We start from the raw sequence: 25,920 nt of genomic DNA, 5'->3' as shown, positions 1-25,920 counted from the left end.
TTCCATCCATCTGAACAAGCGTCGCCAGGCGCCTTTTTCCGGATAACGCGAACCATGAATACGGCGGATGCCAAGCGCATTCTCGAAACCGCCTTGATCTGTTCGAGCCAGCCGCTGCCGGTGCGCGACATGCGCGTGCTGTTCGACGACGAGCTGGGCGTGGACACGATCAAGGTGCTGTTGCTCGAACTGCAGGAAGACTGGGCGCAACGCGGCCTGGAGCTGGTGAGCGTCGGCAGCGGCTGGCGTTTCCAGAGCCGGCCCGAGATGCGCGATGCCCTCGATCGCCTGCATCCCGAGAAGCCGCCGCGCTACACGCGCGCCGCGCTCGAGACGCTGGCCATCATTGCCTACCGGCAGCCGGCCACGCGCGGCGACATGGAAGACATCCGCGGCGTCACGATCAACTCCCTGATCCTGAAGCAGCTCGAAGACCGAGGCTGGGTCGAGGTGATCGGCCACCGCGAAACGGTCGGCCGGCCCGCGCTCTACGCGACCACCCGCCAGTTCCTCGACGACCTAGGTCTGGCCTCGCTGGACCAGCTGCCGCTGGTGGAAACGCCTGCGCAGCAGGCGGCGCTGGTTGACGCACTGCAGCAGGCCGCGGGCGACCAGCCGGGGCTGCCGATCGACGGCGATGCGGCGGAAGAGGCCGTTGCGGAATCTGCAGAGCCCGCAACGTCGGCGGATGAAGAAGAAGGCGTGCAGACCGAACTCGCCATGGTCGATGCGCCGCCCGAGTCGGCAGAGCTGGCGGAAGTCGTCTCGACCGATGCGGCGGAGTTTGCCGAAGAGGTGGTGGCGATCGCCGAGGCCGCCGAGCCCGTCGATGAGGCGTTGCCTGTGTCCGAGCCAGAAACCGGCGAGCCGCCCGCCGAACCCGAAGTGGCCGCCGCGCCCGAAGAACCCGAATCTGAGGTCCCGTCCCCCGCAGCGGACGAGACCGACCCCCACGACCCCCACGCTGTTTCTCCCGGAAAAACCCCATGAGCTCATCCGACACCGACGACGCAGCGATGCTGCCGGTCGAACCCGAAGTCAAGAAGCGGAAGCGGGCCGCCACGCCCAAGAAGGTGACGGAAGTTGCTGTCGAATCCGTCGCTGCGCCCGCAGAGCCGGCAGGGGCCGAGGCCGGGGAAGCGCCGAAGAAGCCGCGTGCACCCCGCAAGAAGAAGGTGGTCGAGGCGCCGGCTGCGGACGAGCAATTGGTGAGCGCGGCGGAAGTCGCTCCTGTGGCCGAGGCTCCCGCGACGGTCCAGCCCGATGTGGCGCCCGTGGTTGTCGAAGCGGCGGCAGCCGAGGCAAACGAGCCGGCGCCGGTCGAAGCACAGCGTCCCCAGATGTCCGACGAGGACGAGGACGACGACCGCGGGGATGACGAAGACGACGAGGAAGACGAGCCCGACGAAGAGGAAGACGACCTCGACCGCGCCCGTCGCGCCGCCGAGCGCGAGCAGCGCAATGCGCCGCCGACCGAGCCGATCCGTTTTGCCGACGTCATTTCCGGCCAGTTCGACGCCGACGAGGAAAGCCCCGAGGTGCCGCCGCTCAAGCGCGTGCTGCTGCCCGAGGCCGATTCGCCCAAGCTGCACAAGGTGCTGGCGCAGGCCGGCCTCGGTTCGCGCCTCGAGATGGAGCAACTCATCTTGCAGGGCCGCATCTCGGTCAACAACGAGCCGGCCCACATCGGTCAGCGCATCCAGTACGGCGACCAGGTCAAGATCAACGGCAAGCCGATCCGCTACCGCATCGCACCGCCGCCGCCGCGCGTGATCGCGTACCACAAGCCCGTGGGCGAGGTGGTCACGCACGACGATCCGCAGAACCGCCCGACGGTGTTCCGCAAGCTGCCGCGTCTGCAGCAGGGCAAGTGGCAGTCGGTCGGCCGGCTCGACCTGAACACCGAAGGCCTGTTGCTGTTCAGCAGCTCCGGCGATCTGGCCAACCAACTCATGCACCCGCGCTTCGGCCTGGAGCGCGAGTACGCGGTGCGCGTGCTGGGCGCGCTCACCAGCGAAGAAAAGAAGAGGCTGCTCGAGGGTGTGCGCCTGGACGACGGCATGGCGCAGTTCGGCACCATCGAAGACGGTGGCGGAGAAGGCTCCAACTGCTGGTACCGCGTGACCATTTCCGAAGGCCGCAACCGCGAGGTGCGCCGCCTGTTCGAGTCGGTGGGCCATGCGGTCAGCCGACTCATCCGCATCCGCTACGGCGCGATGGTGCTGCCGCGCGGTCTCAAGCGCGGTGCCTGGATGGAGCTCGACGAGCGCGACATCCAGGCGCTGTTCCAGGCTTCGGGCGGTGCGCAGGCGCGACCGGCGGGTCCGTCGCAACGCGGTCCCGGCGGGCCGGAGGGTGGCGGTCGCAACGGCCGGAACAAGAAGCGCCGCGGCAACAACAACAACCGCAACGGCGGCATGGGTGGCGGTCAGCCGCGTGAAGCGCGCGGTGAAGCGCCGATCCCGAGCCCGCTGGGCGACGGTCGTCCGCCGCGCGGCGGGCGCGGTGGTCCCAATCGGGGCGGCGGCAACGGTGGCCCGCCACAGCAGGGGCGCCGCGGCAACGCCGGTCCGGGCAACCGCCAGGGCCAAGGGCAGGGCGGTGGCAACCGTTCGGCGGGCGGTGGTGGTGGCGGTGCTGCCAATCAGCCCGATCCGATGAAGACCTCGCTCGGCTACATCGGCGCCGACAGCTTCTCGCGTCAGCGCAAGGAACAGCGCGGCGGTCCGGGACGTCGCGGCGGTGGTGGCGGCTCGCAAGGCGGCGGTGGTGGCTTTGGCGGTGGCGGCGGCGGCGGCGGCGGCGGACGCCGTCGCGGACGCTGAAAGCCAGCCGTCGGAGCGCGGCCTTTCGCGGGGTTTTCACCAATCCCGCAGGTCGCGCCGGTTAAAATCAGAGGCTTTGTCGACGTGCCACGAAACAAACTCGTTGCAGTTGTGACAAAACACTTCAAAATCAAAGCTCAGGAAGCATTTCAATGGCTATCGAACGTACCCTTTCCATCATCAAGCCCGACGCCGTCGCCAAGAACGTCATCGGCAAGATCGTTTCCCGCTTCGAGGCTGCCGGCCTCAAGATCGTCGCCGCCAAGCTGGTTCACCTGTCGCGCAACGAAGCCGAGCAGTTCTACTCGGTGCACAAGGAGCGTCCCTTCTTCAAGGACCTCGTCGAGTTCATGATCTCGGGCCCCGTGTTCGTGCAAGTGCTCGAAGGCGAGAACGCCATCGCCAAGAACCGTGACCTGATGGGCGCCACGGACCCCAAGAAGGCAGCCGCCGGCACCATCCGCGCCGACTTCGCCGACAGCATCGACGCCAACGCCGTTCACGGCTCGGACGCGCCCGAAACGGCTGCCAACGAAGTGTCGTTCTTCTTCGCCGGCCTCAACGTCTACGCACGCTGAAGCCGTTGCTCGCCTGAATTCATGACCACAGCCAATCTGCTCGAATTCGATCTCGACGGGCTGGCTGCGTTCTGCGAAAAACTCGGCGAGAAAAAATTCCGCGCCACGCAGCTGTTCCGCTGGATCCACCAGCGTGGCGCCAGCGACTTCACCCAGATGACCGATCTGGCGAAGTCGCTGCGCGAGAAACTCGCGACCACCGCGCGCGTGGAGGCCCTGTCGGTCCTCACGCAGCATGAATCCAAGGACGGCACGATCAAGTGGCTGTTCGACGTCGGCGGCGGCGATGCGGTCGAGGCCGTGTTCATTCCCGAAGACGATCGCGGCACGCTGTGCGTGTCGTCGCAGGCCGGTTGCGCCGTGGGCTGCCGCTTTTGCTCGACCGGGCATCAGGGCTTCAGCCGCAACCTCACCACGGGCGAAATCGTCGCGCAGCTCTGGTTCGCCGAGCATTTCCTGCGCAAGCACCTGAGTCGCAGCGAGCGCGTCATCTCCAACGTGGTGATGATGGGCATGGGCGAGCCGCTGCAGAACTACTCGGCGCTGGTGCCTGCCTTGCGCACCATGCTCGACGACAACGCCTACGGGCTGTCGCGCCGCCGGGTCACCGTGTCGACCTCCGGCGTGGTGCCGATGATCGACCGCCTGGGCACCGATTGCGCCGTGGCCATGGCCGTCTCGCTGCATGCGCCCAACGATGCGCTGCGCGACGACCTCGTGCCGCTCAATCGCAAGTACCCGATCGCCGAACTGCTCGAGGCCTGCAAGCGCTACCTCGTGCATGCGCCGCGCGACTTCATCACCTTCGAATACTGCATGCTGGACGGCGTGAACGACCAGCCCGAACATGCGCGGCAGCTGATCGAGCTCGTGCGCAAGCACGACGTCTCGTGCAAGTTCAACCTGATTCCGTTCAACCCGTTCCCGGCGTCGGGCCTGCTGCGCTCGCCGCAACCGCGCGTGCTGGCCTTTGCCCGCACGCTGAGCGAAGCGGGCCTCGTGACCACCGTGCGCAAGACGCGCGGTGACGACATCGACGCCGCCTGCGGACAGCTCGCCGGCGACGTGAAAGACCGCACCCGTGCGGCCGAGCGCATGGCCCAGCGCCGTGCGGCGGTGGCCGAGCGTCCCGTCGTTCTGCACCCGACCCGCGCCAAGACCCCCAAGACCACCGTTCCCCAGGAGCATTGACGCAATGAGCATGGCCTTTCCGACGACGACCGCGAGCGTGCAGCGAGTGCTGAGCGCAGGAATCGCGAGCGTCGCCGTGGCGCTTCTTCTCGCGGGCTGCGTCAACACGCGAACCACCACCACCGGGCTTGTCGGCAGCGGGGCCGACAGCGGTACCACTGCCGTGACCGACGTCGACGAAAACAACCGTCGCCGTGCCCGCCTGCGGATGGAACTGGCCGCCGGCTACTTCGAACACGGCCAGCCCTCGGTCGCCCTCGAAGAGCTCAAGCAGGTGCTGGCCATCGATCCGAACTACGCCGACGCCTACAACCTGCGCGGCCTGGTCTACATGCGGCTGGACGACGCCGGCCAGGCCGAAGACAGCTTCCGCCGCGCGGTCGCGATCAATCCGCGCGACGCCAACACGCGCCACAACTATGGCTGGCTGCTGTGCCAGCAGAACCGCTACGGCGACGCCGCGCAGCAGTTCGCCGCGGCACTGGCCGTGCCCAGCTATGCCGACCGTGCCAAGACGCTCATGACCCAGGGGGTGTGCGAGCTCAAGGCCGGCCAGCGGCCGCAGGCCGAGCGCAGCCTCCTGCAGGCCTACGAGCTCGATGCCGGCAATCCGGTGGTCGGCTTCAACCTGGCCTCGGTGCTGGCGCAGCGCGAAGAATGGTCGCGCGCGCAGTTCTACGTCCGCCGTGTCAACAACAGCCCCTCGGCCAATGCCGAGACGCTCTGGCTCGGCATCAAGATCGAACGGAAGCTCAACAACCGCGAGGCTGTCGCGCAGCTGGGCGGTCAATTGCAACGACGTTTCCCTCAATCGCGGGAGGCAATGGCGTACGAGCGCGGGAATTTCAATGACTGAACGGGTTTCGGAGTTCGGGACGTCCGCGGCGCTGCCGCTGGCAGAAGGCGACGTCGCGCACAAGACGGCCGGCGACATGCTGCGCGAGGCGCGCGAAGCGCATGGCCTGCACATCGAGATGGTGGCCGCGGCGCTCAAGGTGCCGCCGCAAAAGCTGATCGCGCTCGAGGCCGACGACATCGCCTCGCTGCCCGATCCGGTGTTCGCCCGGGCCCTGGCCAGCAGCGTGTGCCGCGCACTGCGCATCGATCCGGCGCCCGTGCTTGCCAAGCTGCCGGGCGCACAGCGCGCACCGCTGGCCGAAACCAATCGCACGTTGAATGCCCGCGTCGTGTCCGACACGCCGCGCTGGAACGGTGGGCGCTCCGGCGGCCTGCCGTCGCGCGCGCTGCTGACGGTCGTGGTGCTGCTCTTGATCGGCGCCGGCGTGCTGTTCTGGATGCCGCAGTCGGCGTTCGACCAGATCGGCGCCTCCGTCGCGCGGCTGACCGCAAAGAACGAGGGCGAGACCATGCCGCCGCCCGCCGATCCGGCCGATGTCTCGGAGCCCGTGCCGACGCAGGCCGTGGCGCCGACCGGCCCCGTGGGCGCTGCACCGGTCGCCGCCGCGCCAGCCGCCCCGGCCTCCGCGCCCCTCGCGGCCGTCGCCAACACCAGCGCCAGCACCGCCAGCAGCCAGCAGCTCGTCTTCGTGGCGCGCGAGGAATGCTGGATCACCGTCACCGAGGCCGGTGGCAAGCAACTGCTGCGCCGCAGCCTGCAGGTCGGCGAGACCGTCGGGCTGTCCGGCACGCTGCCCCTGTCCGTGGTGGTGGGGCGTGCATCGGCCGTCGATGTGCAGGTGAACGGAAAGCCCTACGATCTGAAGCCTGTCACCCGCGGCGGTGGCGTGGCGCGTTTCGAGGTGAAATCGTGACAACCGACTGCACTCCCCAGCCCATCGAATCGGCGGCGCCCAAGGCGCGCCGCTCGCGCCAGGCCAGCGTGGTCTGGGGCCCGCGCATCGTCACGGTGGGGGGCGACGCGCCCACGCGCGTGCAGTCGATGACCAACACCGACACGGTCGATGCCATCGGCACCGCGATCCAGGTCAAGGAACTCGCCATCGCGGGCTCCGAGATGGTCCGCATCACCGTCAACACGCCCGAAGCCGCCGCCCAGGTGCCCTACATCCGCGAGCAGCTCGACCGCATGGGCATCGATGTGCCGCTGATCGGCGACTTCCACTACAACGGCCACCGCCTGCTCACCGACTATCCGGCCTGCGCCGAGGCGCTGAGCAAGTACCGCATCAACCCCGGCAACGTGGGCAAGGGCGACAAGAAGGACAAGCAGTTCGGCCAGATGATCGACGCGGCCATGCGCTGGAACAAGCCGGTGCGCATCGGCGTGAACTGGGGCAGCCTCGACCAGGAACTGCTCGCCAGCCTGATGGACACCAACAGCCAGCGCGCCGAGCCCTGGGATGCCAAGCAGGTGATGTACGAGGCGCTGATCACCTCGGCCATCGAATCCGCGAAGCTGGCCGAATCGATGGGCATGGCCGGCAACCAGGTCATCCTGTCGTGCAAGGTGAGCGGCGTGCAGGACCTGATCTCGGTCTACCGCGAACTCGCGAAGCGCTGCGACAACCCGCTGCACCTGGGCCTGACCGAAGCCGGCATGGGCACCAAGGGCACGGTGGCCTCGGCCACGGCGCTGTCGATCCTGCTGCAAGAGGGCATCGGCGACACGATCCGCGTGTCGCTCACGCCGCAGCCGGGCGAGTCGCGCACGCAGGAAGTGCTGATCGCCAACGAAATCCTCCAGGCCCTGGGCCTGCGCGTGTTCGTGCCGAGCGTCACGGCCTGCCCGGGCTGCGGGCGCACCACGAGCACCACGTTCCAGGAACTGGCCAAGCAGATCGACGACTACCTGCGCCTGCAGATGCCGGTCTGGCGCAAGAAGTACCCCGGTGTCGAGACGCTGAAGGTGGCCGTCATGGGCTGCATCGTCAACGGCCCCGGCGAGAGCAAGCACGCCGACATCGGCATCAGCCTGCCCGGCACGGGCGAAGCGCCGGCCGCGCCGGTCTTCATCGACGGCGAAAAGGCCCTCACGCTGCGCGGCGACAATATCGCCAACGAGTTCCACCAGCTCGTCGAAACCTACATCGAAAAGCGCTTCGGCAGCGAGCACGCTGTCCTGGCCTGACACCTCCGCAGACTCATGGCTGAAAAACTGAATGCCGTCAAAGGCATGAACGACATATTGCCGCCCGAATCGGCGCGCTGGGAGTGGCTCGAAGCCACCGTGCGCGACCTGATGGGGCGCTATGCGTACCGCAACGTCCGCACCCCGATCCTGGAGCACACGGCGCTGTTCGTGCGCGGCATCGGCGAGGTGACGGACATCGTCGAGAAGGAGATGTACGCCTTCGAAGACCGTTCGGACAAGCATGGGCAGTCGGAGCATCTGGCGATGCGACCGGAGAACACGGCCGGCCTCGTGCGTGCCGTGATCGAGCACAACATGCTCTACGAGGGGCCCAAGCGCCTCTGGTACACGGGTCCGATGTTCCGCCGCGAAAAGCCGCAGCGTGGGCGCTTCCGCCAGTTCCACCAGATCGGCGCCGAGGCGCTCGGTTTCGCCGGGCCCGATGTCGACGCCGAACTGATCCTGTTGGCCACCGCGCTGTGGAAGGCCATCGGCCTGACCGACGTGCGCCTGGAACTCAACAGCCTGGGCCAGCCGGCCGAGCGTGCGCTGCACCGCGCCCAGCTCATCGCCCACTTCGAGCAGCACGCCGACAAGCTCGACGAGGACGGCAAGCGCCGCCTGCACAGCAACCCGCTGCGCATCCTCGACACGAAGAACCCAGCCATGAAAGAGGTGGTCGAGTCGGCGCCGAAGCTGATCGACTTTCTCGGTGCCGAATCGCTGGCGCACTTCGAGGGGCTGCAAGCCATCCTCAAGGCCAACGACATTGCCTTCACGATCAACCCGCGCCTCGTGCGCGGGCTCGACTACTACAACCTCACGGTGTTCGAGTTCGTGACCGACCGCCTCGGCGCGCAGGGCACGGTGTGCGCCGGCGGCCGCTACGACGACCTGATCGCCCAGATCGGCGGCAAGCCGGCGCCCGCCGTGGGCTGGGCCATCGGCGTCGAGCGCGTGCTCGACCTGCTGAAAGAGCAGGGCGCCGAAGTGCCGGCACCGGTGCCCGATGTCTATGCCATCGTGCCCGACGCCGCTTCGATGCCCGTCGTGCTGCGCGCCTTGCAGCAGCTGCGCGAAACCGGCGTGCGCGTGCAGATGCACGCCAGCACCGCCGAGGGCCTGGCGAGCTTCAAGGCGCAGATGCGCAAGGCGGACGCCAGCGGTGCCACCTACGCGCTGATCTTCGGCGCCGATGAACTTGCACGCGGTGAAGTGACTCTCAAGGCCTTGCGCGACGCCAGCGTTGCGCAGTCCGCCCGTTCACTTGCTGAAGTGACCACCTGGGCCGTCACCCTACAATCGCCGGCTCCCAACCTCTGACAGCGCATGGCCACCCATCTCGACCTCGAAGAACAGGAACAGCTCGACCAGCTCAAGCATTTCTGGAACACCTACGGCACCCTGATCACCTGGGCCGTGCTGCTCGTCGCCGGCGCCTTCGTGGCCTGGAACGGCTGGCAGTACTACCAGCGCACCAAGGCTGCCCAGGCCGCGGCCCTTTATGACGAGGTCGAGCGCAGCACGCAGTCGGGCGACGTCGAGCGCATCCAGCGCGTGATGACCGACATGAAGGAGCGCTTCGCGGGCACCGCCTACGCACAACAGGCCGGCCTGCTGGTCGCCAAGACGCTGTTCGACAAGGGCAATGCCGACGGCTCGCGCGCGGCGCTGGGCTGGGTCGCGCAGAACGCCGTCGACCCGGGCTACCAGGCCATCGCCAAGCTGCGTCTCGCAGCCGAACTGCTCGATGCCAAGTCTTACGACGATGCGCTCAAGCAACTCGACGGCAAGGTGCCGACCGAATTCGAACCGCTGGTGGCCGACCGCAAGGGCGACATCTACATGGCGCAAGGCAAGCGCGACGAGGCGCAGGCCGAGTACCGTAAGGCTTGGACCGGCCTCGGCGCCGGCTCGGACTACCGCCGGCTGGTCGAGATCAAGCTCAATGCGGTCGGTGTCGACCCGAAGACCCTGGCGCCGACCGTCACCGTGACGCCCGCCGTTCCCAAGAACTCCTGATCGCACACCCTCATGAATTTCAAGCGTTTCATGCCTGAATCGACCGCCCTGCGCGCGGGTTCTGCTCTTGTTCTGGTAGCGCTCCTGGCCGCCTGCTCGGGCTCCGGCAAGCCCAAGCCCGCCGAGCTGCCGGCCAACCCGTCCCTGATGGGTGTGCGCCAGGCCTGGAACGTGCGGATTCCGGGCGTCGAATTCCCGCTCACCGCCGATGTCAGCGGCGACATCGTGACCGTGGCCGGCAGCGACGGCACGGTCGTCGCCATCGACGCCCGCGCCGGTCGCGAAACCTGGCGCGCCAGCGCCGGCGCGCCGCTGGCGGCCGGTGTCGGCAGCGACGGCTCGCTGACGGCCGTGGTCACCACCAACAACGAAGTGGTCGCCATCGAGAACGGCAAGGTGCTGTGGAAGCAGCGCCTGTCGGCCCAGGCCTTCACCGCACCGCTGGTGGCCGGTCGCCGCGTCTTCGTGCAGACCGCCGACCGCAGCGTCAGCGCCTGGGACGGCCAGAGCGGCCGTCGCCTGTGGCAGCAACAGCGCCCGGGCGAAAACCTCGTGCTGCGCAAGTCGGGCGTGCTGATCGCGGTCGGCGACACGCTGGTCGCCGGTCTGGGCGGCCGACTCGTCGGCATGAACCCCGGCAACGGCAGCTCGCGCTGGGAAGCGCCCATCGCCGCCCCGCGCGGCACCAACGACGTGGAACGCCTAGTCGACCTGACCGGCAGCGTGAGCCGCTACGGCGACACGGTCTGCGCACGCGCCTACTACGCCAGCGTCGGCTGCGTCGACACGCTGCGCGGTCAGCTGCTCTGGAGCAAGCCGGCCTCGGGCGCCGACGGCGTGAGCGGCGACGAGCGCTTTCTCTATGGCACCGAATCCGACGGCAGCGTCACCGCTTGGCGCCGCGCCGACGGCGAACGCGCATGGCAGATGAGCCGCCTGAAGAACCGCGAACTGACCGCACCGCTGGCCGTGGGCCGCTCGCTGATCATCGGCGAGAGCACCGGCACGCTGCACTTCGTGTCGCGTGAAGACGGTGCGCTGCTGAACCGCGTGACGCCCGATGGCTCGGCCATCACCGTGACGCCGGTCCTGGCCGGCAACACGGTGGTTGTCGTGACCGCCAAGGGTGGCGTGTTCGGTTACCGCCCTGAATAATCATTTTTTGTCTTTCTCTTACTTCCAAGGCCCGACCATGAAAACCGCGCCATCGAAAGGCCGGCCATGAAGCCGGTCGTGGCCCTGGTCGGCCGTCCCAACGTCGGCAAGTCGACGCTCTTCAACCGCCTGACCCAGACGCGCGACGCCATCGTCGCCGACTTCGCCGGCCTCACACGCGACCGCCACTACGGCAACGGCCGCCTGGGCAAGCACGAGTTCATCGTGATCGACACCGGCGGCTTCGAGCCCGATGCCGGCAGCGGCATCTACAAGGAAATGGCCAAGCAGACGCGGCAGGCCGTGGCCGAGGCCGACGTCGTGATCTTCGTGGTCGATGCCCGCGAAGGCCTGTCGGCGCAAGACCACGACATCGCCAACGAGCTGCGCCGGCTGGGCAAGCCCTGCGTGCTGGCGGCCAACAAGGCCGAAGGCATGCACGACGGCACCAAGCTGGTCGACTTCTACGAGCTGGGCTTCGGCGACGTGCACGGCGTGTCCGCGGCGCACGGGCAGGGCATGCGCGACCTGGTCGAGCTGGCGCTCGCGCCACTGAACCTGGCTGACCCGGACGACGAGGAAGACGAAGACGACGTCAACAAGCCGATCAAGCTGGCCGTGGCCGGCCGGCCCAACGTCGGCAAGTCGACGCTGATCAACACCTGGTTGGGCGAAGAGCGCCTGGTGGCCTTCGACATGCCCGGCACGACGCGCGACGCGATCTCGGTGCCCTTCGAGCGCAACGGCCAGCGCTTCGAGCTGATCGACACCGCCGGCCTGCGCCGCAAGGGCAGGGTCTTCGAGGCGATCGAGAAGTTCTCGGTGGTCAAGACGCTGCAGGCCATCGAGTCGGCCAACGTCGTGCTGCTGCTGCTCGACGCCACGCAGGGCGTGACCGACCAGGACGCGCACATCGCCGGCTACATCCTCGAAAGCGGACGTGCCGTGGTGATCGCCATCAACAAATGGGACGCGGTCGACAGCTACCAGCGCGAGCAGATCCAGCGGCAGATCGAAACCCGCCTGCCGTTCCTGAAGTTCGCGTCATTGCATTTCATTTCGGCCATCAAGCGCCAGGGCCTGGGGCCGGTGTGGCAGGCCATTGCACAGGCCCACAAGTCGGCCACGCGCAAGATGTCGACGCCGGTGCTGACGCGCCTGCTGCTGGAGGCGGTGCAATTCCAGGCGCCCCAGCGCGGAGGCATGTTCCGGCCCAAGCTGCGCTATGCGCACCAGGGCGGCATGAATCCGCCCGTGATCATCATTCACGGCAATTCGCTGGAGCATGTGACCGACGCCTACAAGCGTTTCCTGGAAGGGCGTTTCCGCAAGGAATTCGACCTCGTGGGCACGCCCTTGCGGATCCAGTTCAAAAGCTCGCAGAATCCGTTCGTGGACAAGGACAACTGAGGGCGCTTGGCTGCCGATGGCAGCCGTTGAGCCGCAGCAGGAGCGGAAGTTCCGTCTTTTGAGAACCGTTATTTTCTCAAGGCTTTTGACCCCGATTGCTGCGGCGCAGAAACCCTGTGTTAAGGTCATCTCTCCAACAACTACTCTTGAACACGGAGAATATCGTGAGCAATAAAGGGCAACTTCTGCAAGACCCGTTTCTGAACACCTTGCGTCGCGAGCATGTGCCGGTTTCCATTTATTTGGTGAACGGCATCAAGCTGCAAGGCCAGATCGAGTCCTTCGATCAATACGTCGTGTTGCTTCGCAATACAGTGACGCAAATGGTCTACAAGCACGCCATTTCCACCATCGTGCCGGGTCGTGCCGTCAACTTCTCGGCCAACGAGAACGACGACGCCGCCGCCTGATCGCGCGGAGCGCGGCGGCAACCCCGCCGCGCTTTTTCCATATCTGATTCCGCTTGTCTGATTCGATCCCCCGCCAGGAAGGCGCCGCCGTTCTCGTCGGTGTCGATTTCGGGCTGCCCCATTTCGACAGCGAGCTCGAAGAACTCGGCCTGCTCGCGCAAACCGCGGGCCTGACGCCCGTTGCCCGCCTGGCCTGCAAGCGCAAGGCGCCCGATGCGGCGCTGTTTGTCGGCAGCGGCAAGGCCGAAGAGATCAAGGAGCTCGCCGCCATGCACAGGGCGAGCGAGGTCATCTTCGACCAGTCCTTGAGCCCTGCGCAGCAGCGCAACCTCGAGCGCCAGCTCGATGTCGCGGTCTACGACCGCACCTTCCTCATCCTCGAGATCTTCGCCCAGCGCGCCCGTTCGCACGAAGGCAAGCTGCAGGTCGAGCTGGCTCGCCTGCAGTACCTGAGCACGCGGCTGGTCCGTCGTTGGTCCCACCTGGAGCGCCAGACCGGCGGTGCAGGTGTGCGCGGCGGCCCGGGTGAGAAGCAGATCGAGCTCGACCGCCGCATGATCAACGAGTCGATCAAGCGCACGCGCGAGCGCCTGGCCAAGGTGCAGAAGCAGCGCAGCACGCAGCGCCGCCAGCGCGAGCGCCGCGAGACCTTCAACATCTCGCTCGTCGGCTACACCAACGCGGGCAAATCGTCGATCTTCAATGCGATGGTCAAGGCGCGCGCCTATGCGGCCGACCAACTGTTCGCCACGCTCGACACCACCACGCGCAACCTCTACCTGGGCGATGCGCGCCGGCAGGTGTCGATCTCCGACACGGTGGGCTTCATCCGCGACCTGCCGCACGGCCTGGTCGACGCGTTCAAGGCCACCTTGCAGGAAGCGGTCGATGCCGACCTGCTGCTGCACGTGATCGACGCCTCCAACCCGCACTATCCCGAGCAGATGGCCGAGGTCCAGTCGGTGCTGCAGGACATCGGCGCGGGCGACGTGCCGCAACTGCTGGTGTTCAACAAGCTCGACGCCCTTGAAAGCGCGCAACATCCGCTGCATCTGCAGGACGAGATGGAAATCGACGGCGTGCAGGTTCCCCGCATCTTCCTCAGCGCCAGGACCGGCGAAGGCCTGCCGCTGCTGCGGGCCGAGCTGGCCCGGCAGTCGGGTTCCGTCGCCGATACGATGACCCCTGAGGCGGACGCTGAATTGCACGATGCGGCCCCTTGATTGGGCACAATCCCGCCACTGACACGAGAACGAAGCGAATGAATGCAAAGCCAGCGCGGAGAGGGTTTCTGGGCATGTTCAACCTGAACGATGGCCGATGGGGTCGCGGCGACGAGCCGTCCTCCAACGGCGACCGCCCGGCCGGCAACCGGCCGCCCGATGCCGATCCCCCCGGCGCCCCGATCCCGCCGCCTTCGAGCGGCAACCAGAACAACAATGGCAACGGCAATCGCCCGCGCGGCCAGGGCCCGAACCAGGGTCCGCCCGACCTCGACGAACTCTGGCGCGACCTCAATCGCAAGCTCGGTGGTTTCTTCGGCGGCGGCAAGGGCGGTGGCAATCGCCCCAATGGCACCGGCGGCGGTGGTGGCAACGGCTACAAGCCCGACATGAAGAACGCCGGCTTCGGCATCGGCCTCGTGGCCGCCGTGGCGGTCCTGATCTGGCTCGGCACCGGCTTCTTCATCGTGAACGAAGGCCAGCAGGCCGTGGTGACGCAATTCGGTCGCTACAAGTCGACGGTGAATGCCGGCTTCAACTGGCGCCTGCCGTATCCCATTCAACGCCACGAAGTCGTGGTGACCACGCAGATCCGTTCCACCGACGTGGGCCGCGACGCCATCGTGCGTTCCACCGGCCTGCGCGAATCGGCCATGCTGACCGAAGACGAAAACATCGTCGAAATCAAGTTCGCCGTGCAGTACCGCCTGAGCGATGCGCGCGCTTGGCTCTACGAGAGCAAGTCGCCCGCTGAAACCATCGTGCAGGTGGCCGAAAGCTCCGTGCGCGAAGTGGTCGGCAAGATGAAGATGGACGCGGCGCTCGCCGAGGAGCGCGACCAGATCGCTCCCCGCGTGCGCGCACTGATGCAGACCATCCTCGACCGCTACAAGGTCGGTGTCGAAGTCGTCGGCATCAACCTGCAGCAGGGCGGCGTGCGTCCGCCCGAGCAGGTGCAGGCTGCCTTCGACGACGTGCTCAAGGCCGGCCAGGAGCGCGAGCGCGCCAAGAACGACGCCGAGGCCTACGCCAACAACGTCGTGCCGCTGGCCACCGGTACCTCGTCGCGCCTGAAGGAAGAATCCGAGGCCTACAAGGCCCGCATCGTGGCGCAGGCACAGGGTGACGCCGGTCGCTTCAGCTCGGTGCTGACCGAATACCAGAAGGCGCCGCAGGTGACGCGCGACCGCATGTACACCGACGCCATGCAGCAGATCTACGCCAGCACGACCAAGGTGCTGGTCGACAGCAAGCAGGGCTCCAACCTGCTGTACCTGCCGCTCGACAAGCTGATGCAGCAAGGCGGTGGCAACACAGCCACGCCCGTGGACGCCGCCAGCCCCAGCGTGGCAGGCACCGCACCGACCCAGTCGTCGGTGATCCCGGTGGCGCCCGCCACCACCGACGTGCGCGCCCGTGACGGCCGCTCGCGTGACCGCGACGTGCGCTGAGAAAGGCCCGGAACAACATGAACAGAATCGGTTTCATCGCCACCTCGGTCCTCGTCCTGCTCGTGCTGCTGAGCTCGACCCTTTTCGTGGTCGACCAGCGCCAGTTCGGCGTGGTCTATGCCCTCGGCCAGATCAAGCAGGTCATCACCGAGCCCGGCCTCAACTTCAAGCTGCCGCCGCCGTTCCAGAACGTGTCGTACATCGACAAGCGCCTGCTGACGCTCTCGAGCCTGGACACCGAGCCCATGCTCACCGCTGAAAAGCAGCGCGTGGTGATCGACTGGTACGTGCGCTGGCGCATCTCCGACCCGCAGGCCTACATCCGCAACGTCGGCCTCGACGAGAACGCGGGCGCCATGCAGCTGAACCGCGTGGTGCGCAACGCCTTCCAGGAAAACATCAACAAGCGCACCGTGCGCGACCTGATCTCGGTGCGCCGCGAAGCCCTGATGGCAGACGTGCAGCGCGAAGTGCTGGCCGTGGTGAAGGGTGCCAAGCCCTGGGGCGTCGACGTGGTCGACGTGCGCATCACCCGCGTGGACTACGTGGAAGCCATCACCGAATCGGTCTACCGCCGCATGGAAGCCGAACGCAAGCGCGTGGCCAACGAGCTGCGTTCCACCGGCACGGCCGAAGGCGAGAAGATCCGCGCCGACGCCGACCGTCAGCGCGAAGTGATCGTGGCCAACGCCTACCGCGACGCCCAGAAGATCAAGGGCGAGGGCGATGCCCAGGCTGCCGCGACCTACAGCGAGGCCTTCGGCCGCGATCCGCAGTTCGCCCAGTTCTATCGCAGCCTCGAGGCCTACAAGCAGAGCTTCAACAAGAAGAGCGACGTGATGGTGCTCGACCCGTCCTCGGACTTCTTCCGCGCCATGCAGAGCTCCGGCTCGGCGCGCAAGTAACCACGGGCCGTCCGTTTCCGCTGTCCTGCCTGGAGCCGTGAGCGCTGACACCTTTTGGAGCGCGTTGGCGCTGGTCCTTGTGATCGAAGGCATCCTGCCTTTCGTCTCGCCGGGCGGGTGGCGGCGCGGCTTCAGCCAATTGCTGCAGCTGCGCGACGGCCAGCTGCGTTTCTTCGGTCTTTGCAGCATCCTGCTGGGTTTGGTACTGCTCTGGGCTCTGGGGTAGCTCGGGCCCGGTAGAATCCCGGTTTAACCACGCCCCCGATCCCCATGTCCGCCTGGGTCCTCCCGGATCACATTGCCGATGTGCTGCCCTCCGAGGCGCGCCACATCGAAGAACTTCGACGCCAGCTGCTCGATACCGCCCGTGGCTATGGCTACGAGCTGGTGATGCCGCCGCTGCTCGAGCACCTGGAGTCGCTGCTTTCGGGCACCGGCGAGGCGCTCGACCTCCAAACCTTCAAGCTCGTCGACCAGCTCTCCGGTCGCAGCATGGGCCTGCGTGCCGACACCACCCCCCAGGTGGCGCGCATCGATGCCCACCTGCTGAACCGCGACGGCGTGGCCCGCCTGTGCTACTGCGGTCCGGTGGTCCACACCCGGCCCGACCGCCCGCACGCCACCCGCGAGCCGCTGCAGTTCGGCGCCGAGATCTACGGCCACGCCGGCCTGGAAGCCGACACCGAAACCCTGCTGCTGGCGCTCGACTGCCTCGACGCCGCCGGCCTGCGCGACGGCGTGATCGTCGACCTGGCCGACGCCCGCATCGTGCGCGCGCTGTTCGCCGGCGTGCCGGTCGATGCCGCCGCGATCGCCCGCGTGCATGCCGCGCTGGCCGCCAAGGACGCGAGCGAGCTGCAGGCGCTCACCAAGGATTTCCCCGCTGCGTCACGCGACGGCTTGCGCGCCCTCGTGGGCCTGTACGGCGATGTGGCCGTGCTCGACGAGGCCGCCAAGGCCCTGAAGGGCACGCCCACCGTGGCCGCGGCGCTGGCCGACCTGAAGCAACTCGCCGCAGGCCTGAACGGCACGGCAGGGCGCCAGATCAGCTTCGACCTGGCCGACCTGCGCGGCTACGCCTACTACAGCGGCATGCGTTTCGGCATCTACGTGCCGGGCGCGGCCGACTCGCTGGTGCGCGGTGGCCGCTACGACGAGGTGGGCGCCGTGTTCGGCCGCAACCGTCCGGCCGTCGGCTTCAGCCTCGATGTGCGCGAACTCGTCGGCGTGCTGCCGGCGCGTCCGCTGCGCGCCGCCATCCGTGCGCCCTGGAGCGACGCGGCCGGCCTGCGCGAGGCCATCGCCCAACTGCGCAAGGCCGGCGAAACGGTTGTCTGCGTGCTGCCCGGACATGGCAGCGAAATCGATGAATTCCATTGCGACCGCGAGCTCGTCGAGCAGGCCGGCCAATGGAGTGTCCGAGCGATCTGAATTTTTAAGCAATGGAACGAGCATGAGCGTAACCACCGGAAGAAACGTGGTCGTCGTCGGGACCCAGTGGGGCGACGAAGGCAAGGGCAAGCTGGTTGACTGGCTGACGGAAAGCGCCCAGGGCGTGGTCCGTTTCCAGGGCGGCCACAACGCGGGCCACACGCTGGTCATCAACGGCGTGAAGACCGCGCTGCATCTGATCCCGAGCGGCATCATGCGGCCCGGCGTCAAGTGCTACATCGGCAACGGCGTGGTGCTGTCGGCGGCCAAGCTGTTCGAGGAAATCGAAGGCCTGGAGAAAGCCGGCGTCGAAGTGCGTTCGCGCCTGCGCATCAGCGAGGCCTGTCCGCTGATCCTGCCGTTCCACGCCGCGCTGGACATCGCGCGCGAGGCCTACCGCGAAAAGGGTGGCATCGAGAAGATCGGCACCACCGGCCGCGGGATCGGCCCGGCCTACGAAGACAAGATCGCCCGCCGCGCGCTGCGCGTGCAAGATTTGAAGCACCCCGAGCGTTTCGCCGCCAAGCTGCGCGTGCTGCTCGAGCTGCACAACCACGTGCTCACGCAGGTGCTGGGCGCGCCCGCCATCGACTACGACACCGTGTTCGACGAGGCCATGCGCCATGCCGCGCTGCTCAAGCCCATGATGGCCGACGTGTCGCGCGAGCTGAACGACGCCCACAAGGCCGGCGCCAACCTGCTGTTCGAAGGCGCGCAGGGCACGCTGCTCGACGTCGACCACGGCACCTACCCGTACGTCACCTCGAGCAACTGCGTGGCCGGCAATGCCGCCGCCGGTTCGGGCGTGGGCCCGGGCATGCTGCACTACGTGCTGGGCATCACCAAGGCCTACTGCACCCGCGTGGGCGGCGGTCCGTTCCCCACCGAGCTCGACTGGGCCACGCCGGGCACCCCCGGCTACCACATGAGCACCGTGGGCGCCGAGAAGGGCGTGACCACCGGCCGCAGCCGCCGTTGCGGCTGGTTCGACGCCGCGCTGCTCAAGCGCTCGGCGCAGGTCAACGGCCTGTCGGGCCTGTGCATCACCAAGCTGGACGTGCTCGACGGCCTCGAGAAGCTCGAGCTGTGCACCGGCTACGAACTCGACGGCGAAACCACCGACATCCTGCCGATGGGCGCGGACGAGATCGAGCGCTGCACGCCGATCTACGAAACCCTCGAAGGCTGGACCGAAAGCACCGTGGGCGTCACGCAGTACGACAAGCTGCCGGTCAATGCGCGGCTGTACCTGCAGCGCATCGAGCAGGTCACCGGCGTGCCGATCCACATGGTGTCCACGAGCCCTGATCGCGACCACACGATCATGATGCGCCACCCCTACCTCGCAGACTGAACAGGAACGAACCAGACCATGTTGACCGAAGACGGCAAACATCTCTACGTCAGCTACGACGAGTACCACAACCTGATCGAGAAGCTCGCGATCAAGGTGCACCAGTCGGGCTGGGAGTTCGACACCATCCTGTGCCTGGCGCGCGGCGGCATGCGCCCGGGCGATGTGCTCTCGCGCATCTTCGACAAGCCGCTGGCGATCATGTCGACCAGCTCCTACCGCGCCGACGCCGGCACGATCCAGGGCCATCTCGACATCGCCCGCTACATCACCACCCCCAAGGGCGAGATCGCCGGCAAGGTGCTGCTGGTGGACGACCTGGCCGATTCGGGCCACACGCTGCACGCCGTGATGGACATGCTGCGCAACAACTACCAGCCGATCACCGAGCTGCGCAGCGCGGTCATCTGGACCAAGGCACTGTCGACCTTCACGCCCGACTATTCGGTCGAGTTTCTGGCCACCAACCCGTGGATCCACCAGCCCTTCGAGGGCTACGACTCGCTGGGCGCCGAGAAGCTGATCGAGAAGTGGTCGGTCTGACGACCGGCCCTGGCACCACCGGCCGGCGCACTCAGCTGCTGCTGCAGCTGCCGCCGCCGGGGGTGTCGAACATCGCGGTGTAGCGCCGCTGCATTTCCTCCGGCGTCAGCTTCTCGATGCTGTGACCCACGTTCCACCGGTGACCGAAGGGGTCGCGGAAGACGCCGGAACGCTCCCCATAGAACTGATCCTGCGGTGCCATGTCCAGCGTGGCGCCCGCGGCGACCGCGCGCGCGACTAGGGCATCGGCGTCGTCCACGTGCAGGTGCAGTGTCACGGCGCTGCCGCCGAGCGCCTTGGGCGAGCGGATGTTGAACTCGGCGAACTCGTCCGAGATCATCAGGATCGCGCCGTTGTGAAAGTCCAGCTCGACGTGCCCGATGCGGCCGCTGGGCTCTGTCAGCCGAAAGATTTCCTTCACCTCGAACACGTGGCAATAGAAGTCGACGGCGGCGGCGGCGTTGTCGACGCAGAGGTACGGAAACAGCTCGTGGATGGCCATGGCGGGACCTGCCTTTCTTTCTTGAATCGGATGTTGAAACGGGGACCGTGGCGCCGATTCTGCGCAGCCCCGGCGCTAGCGTCTTGAAGGAATTTGACCTGCCGCGCCGACAGCCGGCACATGACGCGGCGACGCTGCCCCCGTCTGCCGCCAGGCCTGTGGCGACAGGCCGGCCAGCACCGAGAACTCGCGGCTCAGGTGCGCCTGGTCGCTGTAGCCCGCGGCGAGCGCGATATCGGCCCAGGCGCGCGCGGGATCGTCGGCAGCCAGCGCCAGCACGCGATCGAAGCGCATCACGCGGGCGTATTCCTTGGGCGCGAGCCCGACCGCCGCGCGGAACAGCGCGATGAAGCGCCGGTGGCTGTAGCCGCTGCGCGCCACCAGCGCGGCGATCGATGCGGGCGTGTCGCGCGTCATCTGTCCCAGCGAGGCGGCCACGGCCGGGTGCAGGCCGCGCGGGCTGGTGCGGGGCAGGGTGGCAGCGGCCAGGCGCCGGGTCAGCAGGGCCTCGAACACGTCCAGTTGCCGGGCCGAGTCGTCGGACGATGCATGCAGCTGTTCGAGCGCGTCGGCGGTCTGGCCTTCGCCCCACAGCGCGTCGAGCGGCGTGTGGCGCCCGCCCAGGGCGTCTTCAGGTGCGCCGAGCAGCAGCCGGGCCGCACCGGGGTGCAATTGCGCGCCGACCGAGCGTGTCGCCACCGACACATCGCGCAGGTAGAAAGCGGCGCGCGCGCCGCCGACGATGGCATGGCCGACCGTGTGGCCGCGCAGGTCGCGTGTGTCGTCGAAGAGTCGCAGCGGCGGCCCCGACAGCCGGAACACCAGGTGCATGCCGCCCGTGGGCAGCACGTGCTCGCGGGCGCCGGTGCGTGTGTCGGGTGTGCCCTCGGGCGCCGAGGCCCACAGCAGCCGCAGGAAGGGCCGCAGATGAGGGGACGGGGGCCGCGTCAGCTGCATGGCGCGACGGGCCCCGGCAAGGGCGGGCGGGTGAGCATCGGCGCATTGTGCGCCGAGCAGCCGCCCGGGCCCAGGCTGCTTACTTGCTCGTTGCGAGGCGCTTCTGGATGTTGGCGGCGCGGTCGCCGGAAGCGGGGTGCGAGCTGAGCATCGAGCTCTTGCCGCCGTCGAGCTTGGCCAGCTTCTGGAACGCCGTGACGAGGCCTTCGCGCTTGAGCTTCTGCGTGGTCAGCAGGTCGAAGGCGTAGTTGTCGGAGTCGGTTTCCTGTGATTGCGAGAACTGCGCGTTGACCAGTTTCTCGGCGAAGTCGCCGATCTGCGAGGACGACAGCTGCGTGATCGCCGCATTGCCGGTGGCGCCGGCCAGGCCGCGCGCGGCCGACACGGCGTAGGCGGTCTGCATGGCCTTCTTGCTGTGACCCAGGGCGACGTGGCCGATCTCGTGGCCGATGATGCCGCGCAGCTCGTCGTCGTTCATGAGGTCCATGAGGCCGCTGTAGACGCGGATGCAGCCGTTGCCCATGGCCCAGGCGTTCACGTCCTTCGTGAGGTAGACCTTGTAGCTGGCGGGCTGGCCACCGATGGTGGTAGGCAGGCCCTGGCGCACGCGCTCCAGGCGCTTGCTGTAGGCATCGGCGGGGCCCGCGACCTTGGAGCTCTTGTCGAGCTCGGCGCAGGACTGGTTGGCCAGGGCCTGCACGTCGCCGTCGGTGAGCGACATGGCCTTGAAGGCGCTGCCGCCGGCGCCCGCGAGCGCGTTCGAATCCAGGTTCTTCATGCCGCCGCAGGCGGACAGGGCCGCAGCGGCCGTGATGGTGATGAGCAGATGACGCATCGAGAAAATCCTCCCTTTATTTTCGGAGGGGCAACTCTATCCGCAATGCGCGTGCGATCCGGCCAAGGCCGTCGACACCGCACGGAGAATGTCACGGCCGTCGAGGGTTCCTCGCGGGGCGCTAGCATCGGCACATGAGCAAGCCTTCCACGACCCTGATCCACCATCCCTACACGCCGCCGGCCACCTTCGCTGCGCCGCAGCCCGGCGTGTTCAAGGCCTCGACCGTGTTCTTCGCCGACGTCGCCGCCATGCGCGCGCGCGACTGGAAGACCAAGGCCGGCTACACCTACGGCCTGCACGGCACGCCCACCACCTTCACGCTCGAGGAACGCCTGGCCACGCTCGAAGGCGGCACCGAATGCCTGCTCGTGCCCAGCGGGCTGGCCGCGATCTCGCTGGTCTCCTTCGCGTTCCTCAAGACCGGCGACGAAGTGCTGATTCCCGACAACGCCTACGGCCCCACCAAGGCGCTGGCCACCGGCGAGCTCGCCAATTTCGGCATCACGCACCGCCTGTACGACGCGATGAATCCGTCCGACCTGGAAGCCAAGCTCTCGCACCGCACGCGGCTGGTGTGGCTCGAGGCGGCCGGCTCGGTGACGATGGAATTCCCCAACCTGCCGGCGCTGGCCGAGGTCTGCCGCGAACGCGGCGTGATGACCGCGCTGGACAACACCTGGGGCGCGGGCCTGGCCTTCGCGCCCTTCGATTTCAACGGCACGGGGCAGGGCGTCGACGTGTCGGTGCACGCGCTCACCAAGTACCCGAGCGGCGGTGGCGACGTGCTCATGGGCAGCGTCGTCACGCGCGACGAGCGCCTGCACCGCGCGCTCAAGCTCACCCACATGCGCACGGGCTTCGGTATCGGCGTGGGCGACGTCGAAACCCTGCTGCGCTCGCTGCCGAGCATGGCGCTGCGCTACGCCGCGCACGACCGCGCGGCGCGCGAGCTGGCCGGCTGGCTCAACGGCTGCGAAGAGATTGCGCAGGTGCTGCACCCCGCGCTCGAGGATTCGCCGGGCCACGCCAACTGGCGCGCGCTGTGCGGTGCCACCGACCTGGCCGCGGGCCTGTTCTCGGTGGTGTTCGACGAACGCTTCAGCACCGAGCAGGTCGATCGCTTCTGCGACAGCCTGAAGCTCTTCCGCCTCGGCTATTCGTGGGGCGGCCCGATCAGCCTCGTCGTGCCCTACGACATCGGCCTGATGCGCGACGCCAGCGTGGCCCGCTGGCCCTACAAGGGCACGCTGGTGCGTTTCTCGGTCGGCCTGGAGGACGTGGACGACCTGCGTGCCGACCTGCAGCAGGCGCTGCTGCAGATGTAGGCGCTGTTGCGCGCAGTGGGCAGGAAACACCGCAAGGGCCAGCGCGTCGCGCCGCCGGCTGCGCGCGATGCGGCGGCGCCCGCGTCACGGGCCGTCGCGTCGCGGGTGCTGGACGTGCCCGTGCAGGTGCTGGAGGCGCTCGCGCAGTCCGGCCCGCTGGAAGGCGTGCCCGACCTGCGCGGCACGCGACTCTTCATCGGTGGCTTCGTGGCGCTTTTCGCGTTGATCGCGGCAGGGCTCGTCGCCGCCGTGATGCTCGAGGAGGACTGGTCCAACGCGCGCGGCAACGAAGCGATCCTCCTGCTGCTCGGACTGTTGCTCTTCGGGGTGCTGGGCGGCGGCATCTGGTATCTGCTGCGCCAGTTTCCGCGCGTGGGCGAGGGGATGCTGCGGGTCGACGCGGACGGCATGCACTGGGGCGACCCGGCATCGCCGCAGGTGGTGCGTTGGCGCGAGGTGTGCCGTGCGCGCGCGGGTTTCCATGACGTGAAGACCGAGTTCGTATCGAGCGAAGCCATCGTCAAGCGGCTGGTGTTCCAGCAGGTGGCACGGGGTGGCGAACCCAGGGAAATCCGGCTGCCCCTGGCGCTCACCGTCGACACCGGCCGTGTCCTTCGCTTTCGCAACCGGGCCGTGCTGCTGCGTGCGCTGTTGCTGCACCTGGCCACCCAGCCGAGGCCACGCCTGCGCTTCGACGCCGAGGTGTTCATCGATGCCGGCATCGACCCGCAGACCTGGGCGCCCATGCCCGCCCCGAGGCGCTGGATGTGGCTGTCATCGCTTGCCGGGCTGTTGCCGGTGCTGGCCGTGATCGTCCTCTGGCCGATGGGCGAACACATCGGATGGATGGTGGCCGCGGCGGTCCTGGCCCTGGTGGCCGGCGCAGGGGCCATGGGCTGGTTCATGCACCAGCGTTATCCGGGTTTGCAAGGTGTGTTCGAGTTCGAAACGGCCGCTGGCGCCGCGTCTTGAGACTGCACCGTTATCGCTTACAGTAGGCTGAAGCGCAGTCACCCTGACTGCCTCGCCTGAAGGAGAAGCAGTGGCAACACCCAATTACGGCTACGAGAAGCGCCAGAAAGAGCTGGCCAAGAAGAAAAAGAAGGAAGAAAAGCTCCGGGAGAAGGCGAACCGCAAGCTCAATCCGAGCAGCGACGGGCTGGCCCCCGGAGACCCGGAGACCGACGTGGCATCGCTCGAACGCGATCCCCCCACGGCGCCCGAGTTGCCGACCAAGAACGGATGACCCCTCGTTCCTGGCACCCCTGAAAACAGAAAAGCCGCTGCAGGCGCAGGCCTGCGGCGGCTTTTTCTTTGGGGCGCGCGCAAGGAGGCGAGGCTACTTGGGCAGCAGCTTGCGCAGCTCCGGCCAGACGTTGTCCAGGATCTGCGGCTGTGCCGCGGCGGTCGGGTGGATGCGGTCGGACTGGAACAGCGTCATGGCGTCGGGCGCATCGGCGACGCCCTTGAGCAGGAACGGCACCAGCGCCGACTTCGTCGCGCCCGCCACCTTCGCGAACACGGCCTCGAAGCGCCGCGTGTAGTCGCCGCCGTAGTTCGGCGGCACCTGGATGCCGACGATCAGCACCCGCGCGCCCGCGGCCTGCGCGGCCTTGGTGATCTGCAGCAGGTTGTCTTCGGTGTTCGACAGCGGCAGGCCGCGCAGGGCGTCGTTGGCGCCCAGCTCCAGCACCACGTGGCTGGGCTTGTGCTGTGCCAGCAGGGCCGGGAAGCGGGCGCGACCGCCGGAGCTGGTGTCGCCGCTGATGCTGGCGTTGACCACCGAGGCTGCGATCTTCTGCTGCGCAAGCCTTTTTTCCAGCAAGGGTACCCAGCCTTCGCCGCGCTTGAGGCCGTACTCTGCGCTCAGCGAATCACCGAGCACGAGGATCACCGGCTTGCCGGCCGATGCCGTCTGTGCCTGGGCCGCAGCACCCGTCCATGCCCCCGCGCTGCCGAGCGCGGCGGTGGTCAAGATAAAGTCACGTCGATTCAAAACGAAAAGCCTTTCATGTCCCAACCCCCGTCTGATGCCATTGTCGCCGTCGAGCATGTCTTCAAGTCCGTCACCGACTCGGCCGGCACGCTGGACATTCTGCAGGACATCCATTTCACCCTGGGCGCGCGGGAAACCGCCGCCATCGTCGGCGCCTCGGGCTCCGGCAAGAGCACCTTGCTGTCGATCATTGCCGGGCTGGACACGCCCACGCGCGGCACCGTGAAGCTGGCGGGCGACGACATCTTCGCCATCGACGAGGACGAGCGCGCCGCGCTGCGCGCCCAGCGCGTGGGCTTCGTGTTCCAGAGCTTCCAGCTGCTGGGCAACCTGAGCGCGCTCGAGAACGTCATGCTGCCGCTGGAGCTGGCCAACCGCAAGGACGCGCGCAAGGCCGCCACCGAGATGCTGGGCCGCGTCGGGCTGGGCCAGCGCCTGGGCCACTACCCGAAGGTGCTGTCGGGCGGCGAGCAGCAGCGCGTGGCGCTGGCGCGGGCCTTCGTGGTCCAGCCGGCCCTGCTGCTGGCCGACGAGCCCACCGGCAGCCTCGACTTCGCGACCGGTGAGCAGGTCATGAAACTCATGTTCGACCTGAACCGCGAGCTGGGAACCACGCTGGTGCTGGTCACGCACGACCGCAGCATCGCCTCGCAGTGCGAACGGCGCATCACCATCGAAGCCGGGCGCGTGGCGCTCAACGAAAAAACACCCGAATCGACCGTCGCTCAGGCCGCCTGAGCCAGCAAAAAAGA

The 25,920-nt window shown here is 67.7% G+C and carries 27 protein-coding genes; 23 read left to right on the top strand and 4 right to left on the bottom strand.

Translation table 11 applies throughout. From position 1 onward, the window contains the following. Window positions 1-54: 54 nt before the first annotated feature. The 19 genes from scpB to AC1RL8_RS04605 all read left to right on the top strand — a co-directional run bounded on the left by scpB (window position 55) and on the right by AC1RL8_RS04605 (window position 19,550). On the top strand, window positions 55-990 hold the full coding sequence (gene scpB / locus AC1RL8_RS04695; protein WP_492684036.1) for an SMC-Scp complex subunit ScpB: 936 nt from the start codon (window positions 55-57) through the stop codon (window positions 988-990). Next, the gene (locus AC1RL8_RS04690) at window positions 987-2,825 is read left to right on the top strand and encodes a pseudouridine synthase (RefSeq protein WP_492684035.1); all 1,839 of its coding nucleotides are present in this window, start codon (window positions 987-989) and stop codon (window positions 2,823-2,825) included. The genes scpB and AC1RL8_RS04690 overlap by 4 nt, the downstream gene beginning before the upstream one ends. A 152-nt stretch (window positions 2,826-2,977) precedes the next feature. Continuing rightward, window positions 2,978-3,403 (top strand): nucleoside-diphosphate kinase, encoded by a 426-nt coding sequence (gene ndk, locus AC1RL8_RS04685; protein WP_013542117.1) that lies wholly within the window; start codon window positions 2,978-2,980, stop codon window positions 3,401-3,403. A gap of 21 nt (window positions 3,404-3,424) precedes the next feature. Further along, the gene (gene rlmN, locus AC1RL8_RS04680; RefSeq protein ID WP_492684034.1) at window positions 3,425-4,594 is read left to right on the top strand and encodes a dual-specificity RNA methyltransferase RlmN; all 1,170 of its coding nucleotides are present in this window, start codon (window positions 3,425-3,427) and stop codon (window positions 4,592-4,594) included. A gap of 4 nt (window positions 4,595-4,598) precedes the next feature. After that, window positions 4,599-5,450 (top strand): type IV pilus biogenesis/stability protein PilW, encoded by an 852-nt coding sequence (gene pilW, locus AC1RL8_RS04675; RefSeq protein WP_095745652.1) that lies wholly within the window; start codon window positions 4,599-4,601, stop codon window positions 5,448-5,450. Next, window positions 5,443-6,366 (top strand): helix-turn-helix domain-containing protein, encoded by a 924-nt coding sequence (locus tag AC1RL8_RS04670; protein WP_492684033.1) that lies wholly within the window; start codon window positions 5,443-5,445, stop codon window positions 6,364-6,366. The genes pilW and AC1RL8_RS04670 overlap by 8 nt, the downstream gene beginning before the upstream one ends. Beyond that, window positions 6,363-7,643, top strand: a complete 1,281-nt coding sequence (gene ispG / locus AC1RL8_RS04665; RefSeq protein WP_070061008.1) for a flavodoxin-dependent (E)-4-hydroxy-3-methylbut-2-enyl-diphosphate synthase — start codon at window positions 6,363-6,365, stop codon at window positions 7,641-7,643. The genes AC1RL8_RS04670 and ispG overlap by 4 nt, the downstream gene beginning before the upstream one ends. 15 nt (window positions 7,644-7,658) lie before the next feature. Then, a complete protein-coding gene (hisS, locus tag AC1RL8_RS04660) occupies window positions 7,659-8,969 on the top strand; it encodes a histidine--tRNA ligase (RefSeq protein ID WP_492684032.1) in 1,311 nt (436 codons plus the stop codon). Window positions 8,970-8,975: 6 nt separating this feature from the next. After that, window positions 8,976-9,668 (top strand): YfgM family protein, encoded by a 693-nt coding sequence (locus AC1RL8_RS04655; RefSeq protein WP_099790062.1) that lies wholly within the window; start codon window positions 8,976-8,978, stop codon window positions 9,666-9,668. A 12-nt stretch (window positions 9,669-9,680) separates the two neighbouring features. After that, window positions 9,681-10,823 (top strand): outer membrane protein assembly factor BamB, encoded by a 1,143-nt coding sequence (gene bamB, locus AC1RL8_RS04650; protein WP_062480765.1) that lies wholly within the window; start codon window positions 9,681-9,683, stop codon window positions 10,821-10,823. A gap of 66 nt (window positions 10,824-10,889) precedes the next feature. Beyond that, the gene (der, locus tag AC1RL8_RS04645) at window positions 10,890-12,233 is read left to right on the top strand and encodes a ribosome biogenesis GTPase Der (RefSeq protein WP_062480763.1); all 1,344 of its coding nucleotides are present in this window, start codon (window positions 10,890-10,892) and stop codon (window positions 12,231-12,233) included. Between the two features lie 164 nt (window positions 12,234-12,397). After that, window positions 12,398-12,643 (top strand): RNA chaperone Hfq, encoded by a 246-nt coding sequence (gene hfq, locus AC1RL8_RS04640; protein WP_056582504.1) that lies wholly within the window; start codon window positions 12,398-12,400, stop codon window positions 12,641-12,643. Between the two features lie 53 nt (window positions 12,644-12,696). Beyond that, the gene (gene hflX, locus AC1RL8_RS04635) at window positions 12,697-13,866 is read left to right on the top strand and encodes a GTPase HflX (RefSeq protein WP_095947220.1); all 1,170 of its coding nucleotides are present in this window, start codon (window positions 12,697-12,699) and stop codon (window positions 13,864-13,866) included. A gap of 74 nt (window positions 13,867-13,940) precedes the next feature. Further along, window positions 13,941-15,317 (top strand): FtsH protease activity modulator HflK, encoded by a 1,377-nt coding sequence (gene hflK / locus AC1RL8_RS04630; protein WP_070061003.1) that lies wholly within the window; start codon window positions 13,941-13,943, stop codon window positions 15,315-15,317. A 17-nt stretch (window positions 15,318-15,334) separates the two neighbouring features. Next, window positions 15,335-16,222, top strand: a complete 888-nt coding sequence (gene hflC / locus AC1RL8_RS04625) for a protease modulator HflC (RefSeq protein ID WP_062480758.1) — start codon at window positions 15,335-15,337, stop codon at window positions 16,220-16,222. A gap of 37 nt (window positions 16,223-16,259) precedes the next feature. Next, the gene (locus AC1RL8_RS04620; RefSeq protein WP_492684031.1) at window positions 16,260-16,448 is read left to right on the top strand and encodes a DUF2065 domain-containing protein; all 189 of its coding nucleotides are present in this window, start codon (window positions 16,260-16,262) and stop codon (window positions 16,446-16,448) included. 44 nt (window positions 16,449-16,492) lie between these two features. Further along, on the top strand, window positions 16,493-17,653 hold the full coding sequence (locus AC1RL8_RS04615) for an ATP phosphoribosyltransferase regulatory subunit (protein ID WP_070061002.1): 1,161 nt from the start codon (window positions 16,493-16,495) through the stop codon (window positions 17,651-17,653). A 22-nt stretch (window positions 17,654-17,675) separates the two neighbouring features. Beyond that, window positions 17,676-19,007: an adenylosuccinate synthase gene (locus AC1RL8_RS04610; RefSeq protein ID WP_062480752.1), complete on the top strand. Its 1,332-nt coding sequence runs from the start codon at window positions 17,676-17,678 to the stop codon at window positions 19,005-19,007. Between the two features lie 18 nt (window positions 19,008-19,025). Beyond that, entirely contained in the window at window positions 19,026-19,550 is a 525-nt protein-coding gene (locus AC1RL8_RS04605) for a phosphoribosyltransferase (RefSeq protein ID WP_062480750.1), read from the top strand. A 31-nt stretch (window positions 19,551-19,581) separates the two neighbouring features. On the opposite strand, the gene AC1RL8_RS04600 is transcribed toward AC1RL8_RS04605, so the two are convergent. The 3 genes from AC1RL8_RS04600 to AC1RL8_RS04590 all read right to left on the bottom strand — a co-directional run bounded on the left by AC1RL8_RS04600 (window position 19,582) and on the right by AC1RL8_RS04590 (window position 21,844). Next, on the bottom strand, window positions 19,582-20,052 hold the full coding sequence (locus tag AC1RL8_RS04600) for a VOC family protein (protein WP_159271542.1): 471 nt from the start codon (window positions 20,050-20,052) through the stop codon (window positions 19,582-19,584). A 75-nt stretch (window positions 20,053-20,127) separates the two neighbouring features. After that, window positions 20,128-21,009 (bottom strand): helix-turn-helix domain-containing protein, encoded by an 882-nt coding sequence (locus tag AC1RL8_RS04595; RefSeq protein ID WP_492684030.1) that lies wholly within the window; start codon window positions 21,007-21,009, stop codon window positions 20,128-20,130. 79 nt (window positions 21,010-21,088) lie between these two features. Then, the gene (locus AC1RL8_RS04590; protein WP_062480745.1) at window positions 21,089-21,844 is read right to left on the bottom strand and encodes a M48 family metallopeptidase; all 756 of its coding nucleotides are present in this window, start codon (window positions 21,842-21,844) and stop codon (window positions 21,089-21,091) included. Window positions 21,845-21,978: 134 nt separating this feature from the next. On the opposite strand from AC1RL8_RS04590, the gene AC1RL8_RS04585 reads away from it, so the two are divergent. From AC1RL8_RS04585 to AC1RL8_RS04575, 3 genes are all read left to right on the top strand, one after another. Continuing rightward, window positions 21,979-23,172: a PLP-dependent transferase gene (locus AC1RL8_RS04585; protein WP_070060997.1), complete on the top strand. Its 1,194-nt coding sequence runs from the start codon at window positions 21,979-21,981 to the stop codon at window positions 23,170-23,172. A 6-nt stretch (window positions 23,173-23,178) separates the two neighbouring features. Next, complete coding sequence (locus AC1RL8_RS04580) at window positions 23,179-24,144, top strand: hypothetical protein (RefSeq protein ID WP_492684029.1); 966 nt, start codon at window positions 23,179-23,181, stop codon at window positions 24,142-24,144. A gap of 70 nt (window positions 24,145-24,214) precedes the next feature. Continuing rightward, window positions 24,215-24,418 carry a hypothetical protein gene (locus AC1RL8_RS04575; RefSeq protein ID WP_062480739.1) on the top strand — a complete coding sequence of 68 codons (204 nt, stop codon included), beginning with the start codon at window positions 24,215-24,217 and terminating at the stop codon, window positions 24,416-24,418. A 93-nt stretch (window positions 24,419-24,511) separates the two neighbouring features. Here AC1RL8_RS04575 and AC1RL8_RS04570 read toward each other — a convergent pair whose 3' ends face one another. Continuing rightward, window positions 24,512-25,147, bottom strand: a complete 636-nt coding sequence (locus AC1RL8_RS04570) for an arylesterase (RefSeq protein ID WP_255221200.1) — start codon at window positions 25,145-25,147, stop codon at window positions 24,512-24,514. A 36-nt stretch (window positions 25,148-25,183) separates the two neighbouring features. On the opposite strand from AC1RL8_RS04570, the gene AC1RL8_RS04565 reads away from it, so the two are divergent. After that, the gene (locus AC1RL8_RS04565; protein WP_062480734.1) at window positions 25,184-25,906 is read left to right on the top strand and encodes an ABC transporter ATP-binding protein; all 723 of its coding nucleotides are present in this window, start codon (window positions 25,184-25,186) and stop codon (window positions 25,904-25,906) included. The last annotated feature ends 14 nt before the right edge of the window (window positions 25,907-25,920 follow it).

The organism is Variovorax sp. GW822-FHT04E09, from assembly GCF_058800845.1.
The sequence above is the reverse complement of the archived record's forward strand: the minus strand, read 5'-3'. Positions and strand labels throughout refer to the sequence as shown.

Bases quoted from the DNA above. Each gene is read 5' to 3' on its own strand.
- AC1RL8_RS04605 (WP_062480750.1), top strand. From the start codon at position 19,026: ATGTTGACCGAAGACGGCAAACATCTCTACGTCAGCTACGACGAGTAC.
- AC1RL8_RS04670 (WP_492684033.1), top strand. From the start codon at position 5,443: ATGACTGAACGGGTTTCGGAGTTCGGGACGTCCGCGGCGCTGCCGCTG.
- rlmN (WP_492684034.1), top strand. From the start codon at position 3,425: ATGACCACAGCCAATCTGCTCGAATTCGATCTCGACGGGCTGGCTGCG.
- hflC (WP_062480758.1), top strand. From the start codon at position 15,335: ATGAACAGAATCGGTTTCATCGCCACCTCGGTCCTCGTCCTGCTCGTG.
- AC1RL8_RS04610 (WP_062480752.1), top strand. From the start codon at position 17,676: ATGAGCGTAACCACCGGAAGAAACGTGGTCGTCGTCGGGACCCAGTGG.
- der (WP_062480763.1), top strand. From the start codon at position 10,890: ATGAAGCCGGTCGTGGCCCTGGTCGGCCGTCCCAACGTCGGCAAGTCG.
- hflK (WP_070061003.1), top strand. From the start codon at position 13,941: ATGTTCAACCTGAACGATGGCCGATGGGGTCGCGGCGACGAGCCGTCC.
- AC1RL8_RS04655 (WP_099790062.1), top strand. From the start codon at position 8,976: ATGGCCACCCATCTCGACCTCGAAGAACAGGAACAGCTCGACCAGCTC.
- AC1RL8_RS04565 (WP_062480734.1), top strand. From the start codon at position 25,184: ATGTCCCAACCCCCGTCTGATGCCATTGTCGCCGTCGAGCATGTCTTC.
- AC1RL8_RS04690 (WP_492684035.1), top strand. From the start codon at position 987: ATGAGCTCATCCGACACCGACGACGCAGCGATGCTGCCGGTCGAACCC.
- AC1RL8_RS04595 (WP_492684030.1), bottom strand. From the start codon at position 21,009: ATGCAGCTGACGCGGCCCCCGTCCCCTCATCTGCGGCCCTTCCTGCGG.
- AC1RL8_RS04590 (WP_062480745.1), bottom strand. From the start codon at position 21,844: ATGCGTCATCTGCTCATCACCATCACGGCCGCTGCGGCCCTGTCCGCC.
- AC1RL8_RS04600 (WP_159271542.1), bottom strand. From the start codon at position 20,052: ATGGCCATCCACGAGCTGTTTCCGTACCTCTGCGTCGACAACGCCGCC.
- scpB (WP_492684036.1), top strand. From the start codon at position 55: ATGAATACGGCGGATGCCAAGCGCATTCTCGAAACCGCCTTGATCTGT.
- pilW (WP_095745652.1), top strand. From the start codon at position 4,599: ATGAGCATGGCCTTTCCGACGACGACCGCGAGCGTGCAGCGAGTGCTG.
- AC1RL8_RS04615 (WP_070061002.1), top strand. From the start codon at position 16,493: ATGTCCGCCTGGGTCCTCCCGGATCACATTGCCGATGTGCTGCCCTCC.
- hisS (WP_492684032.1), top strand. From the start codon at position 7,659: ATGGCTGAAAAACTGAATGCCGTCAAAGGCATGAACGACATATTGCCG.
- ndk (WP_013542117.1), top strand. From the start codon at position 2,978: ATGGCTATCGAACGTACCCTTTCCATCATCAAGCCCGACGCCGTCGCC.
- AC1RL8_RS04585 (WP_070060997.1), top strand. From the start codon at position 21,979: ATGAGCAAGCCTTCCACGACCCTGATCCACCATCCCTACACGCCGCCG.
- bamB (WP_062480765.1), top strand. From the start codon at position 9,681: ATGAATTTCAAGCGTTTCATGCCTGAATCGACCGCCCTGCGCGCGGGT.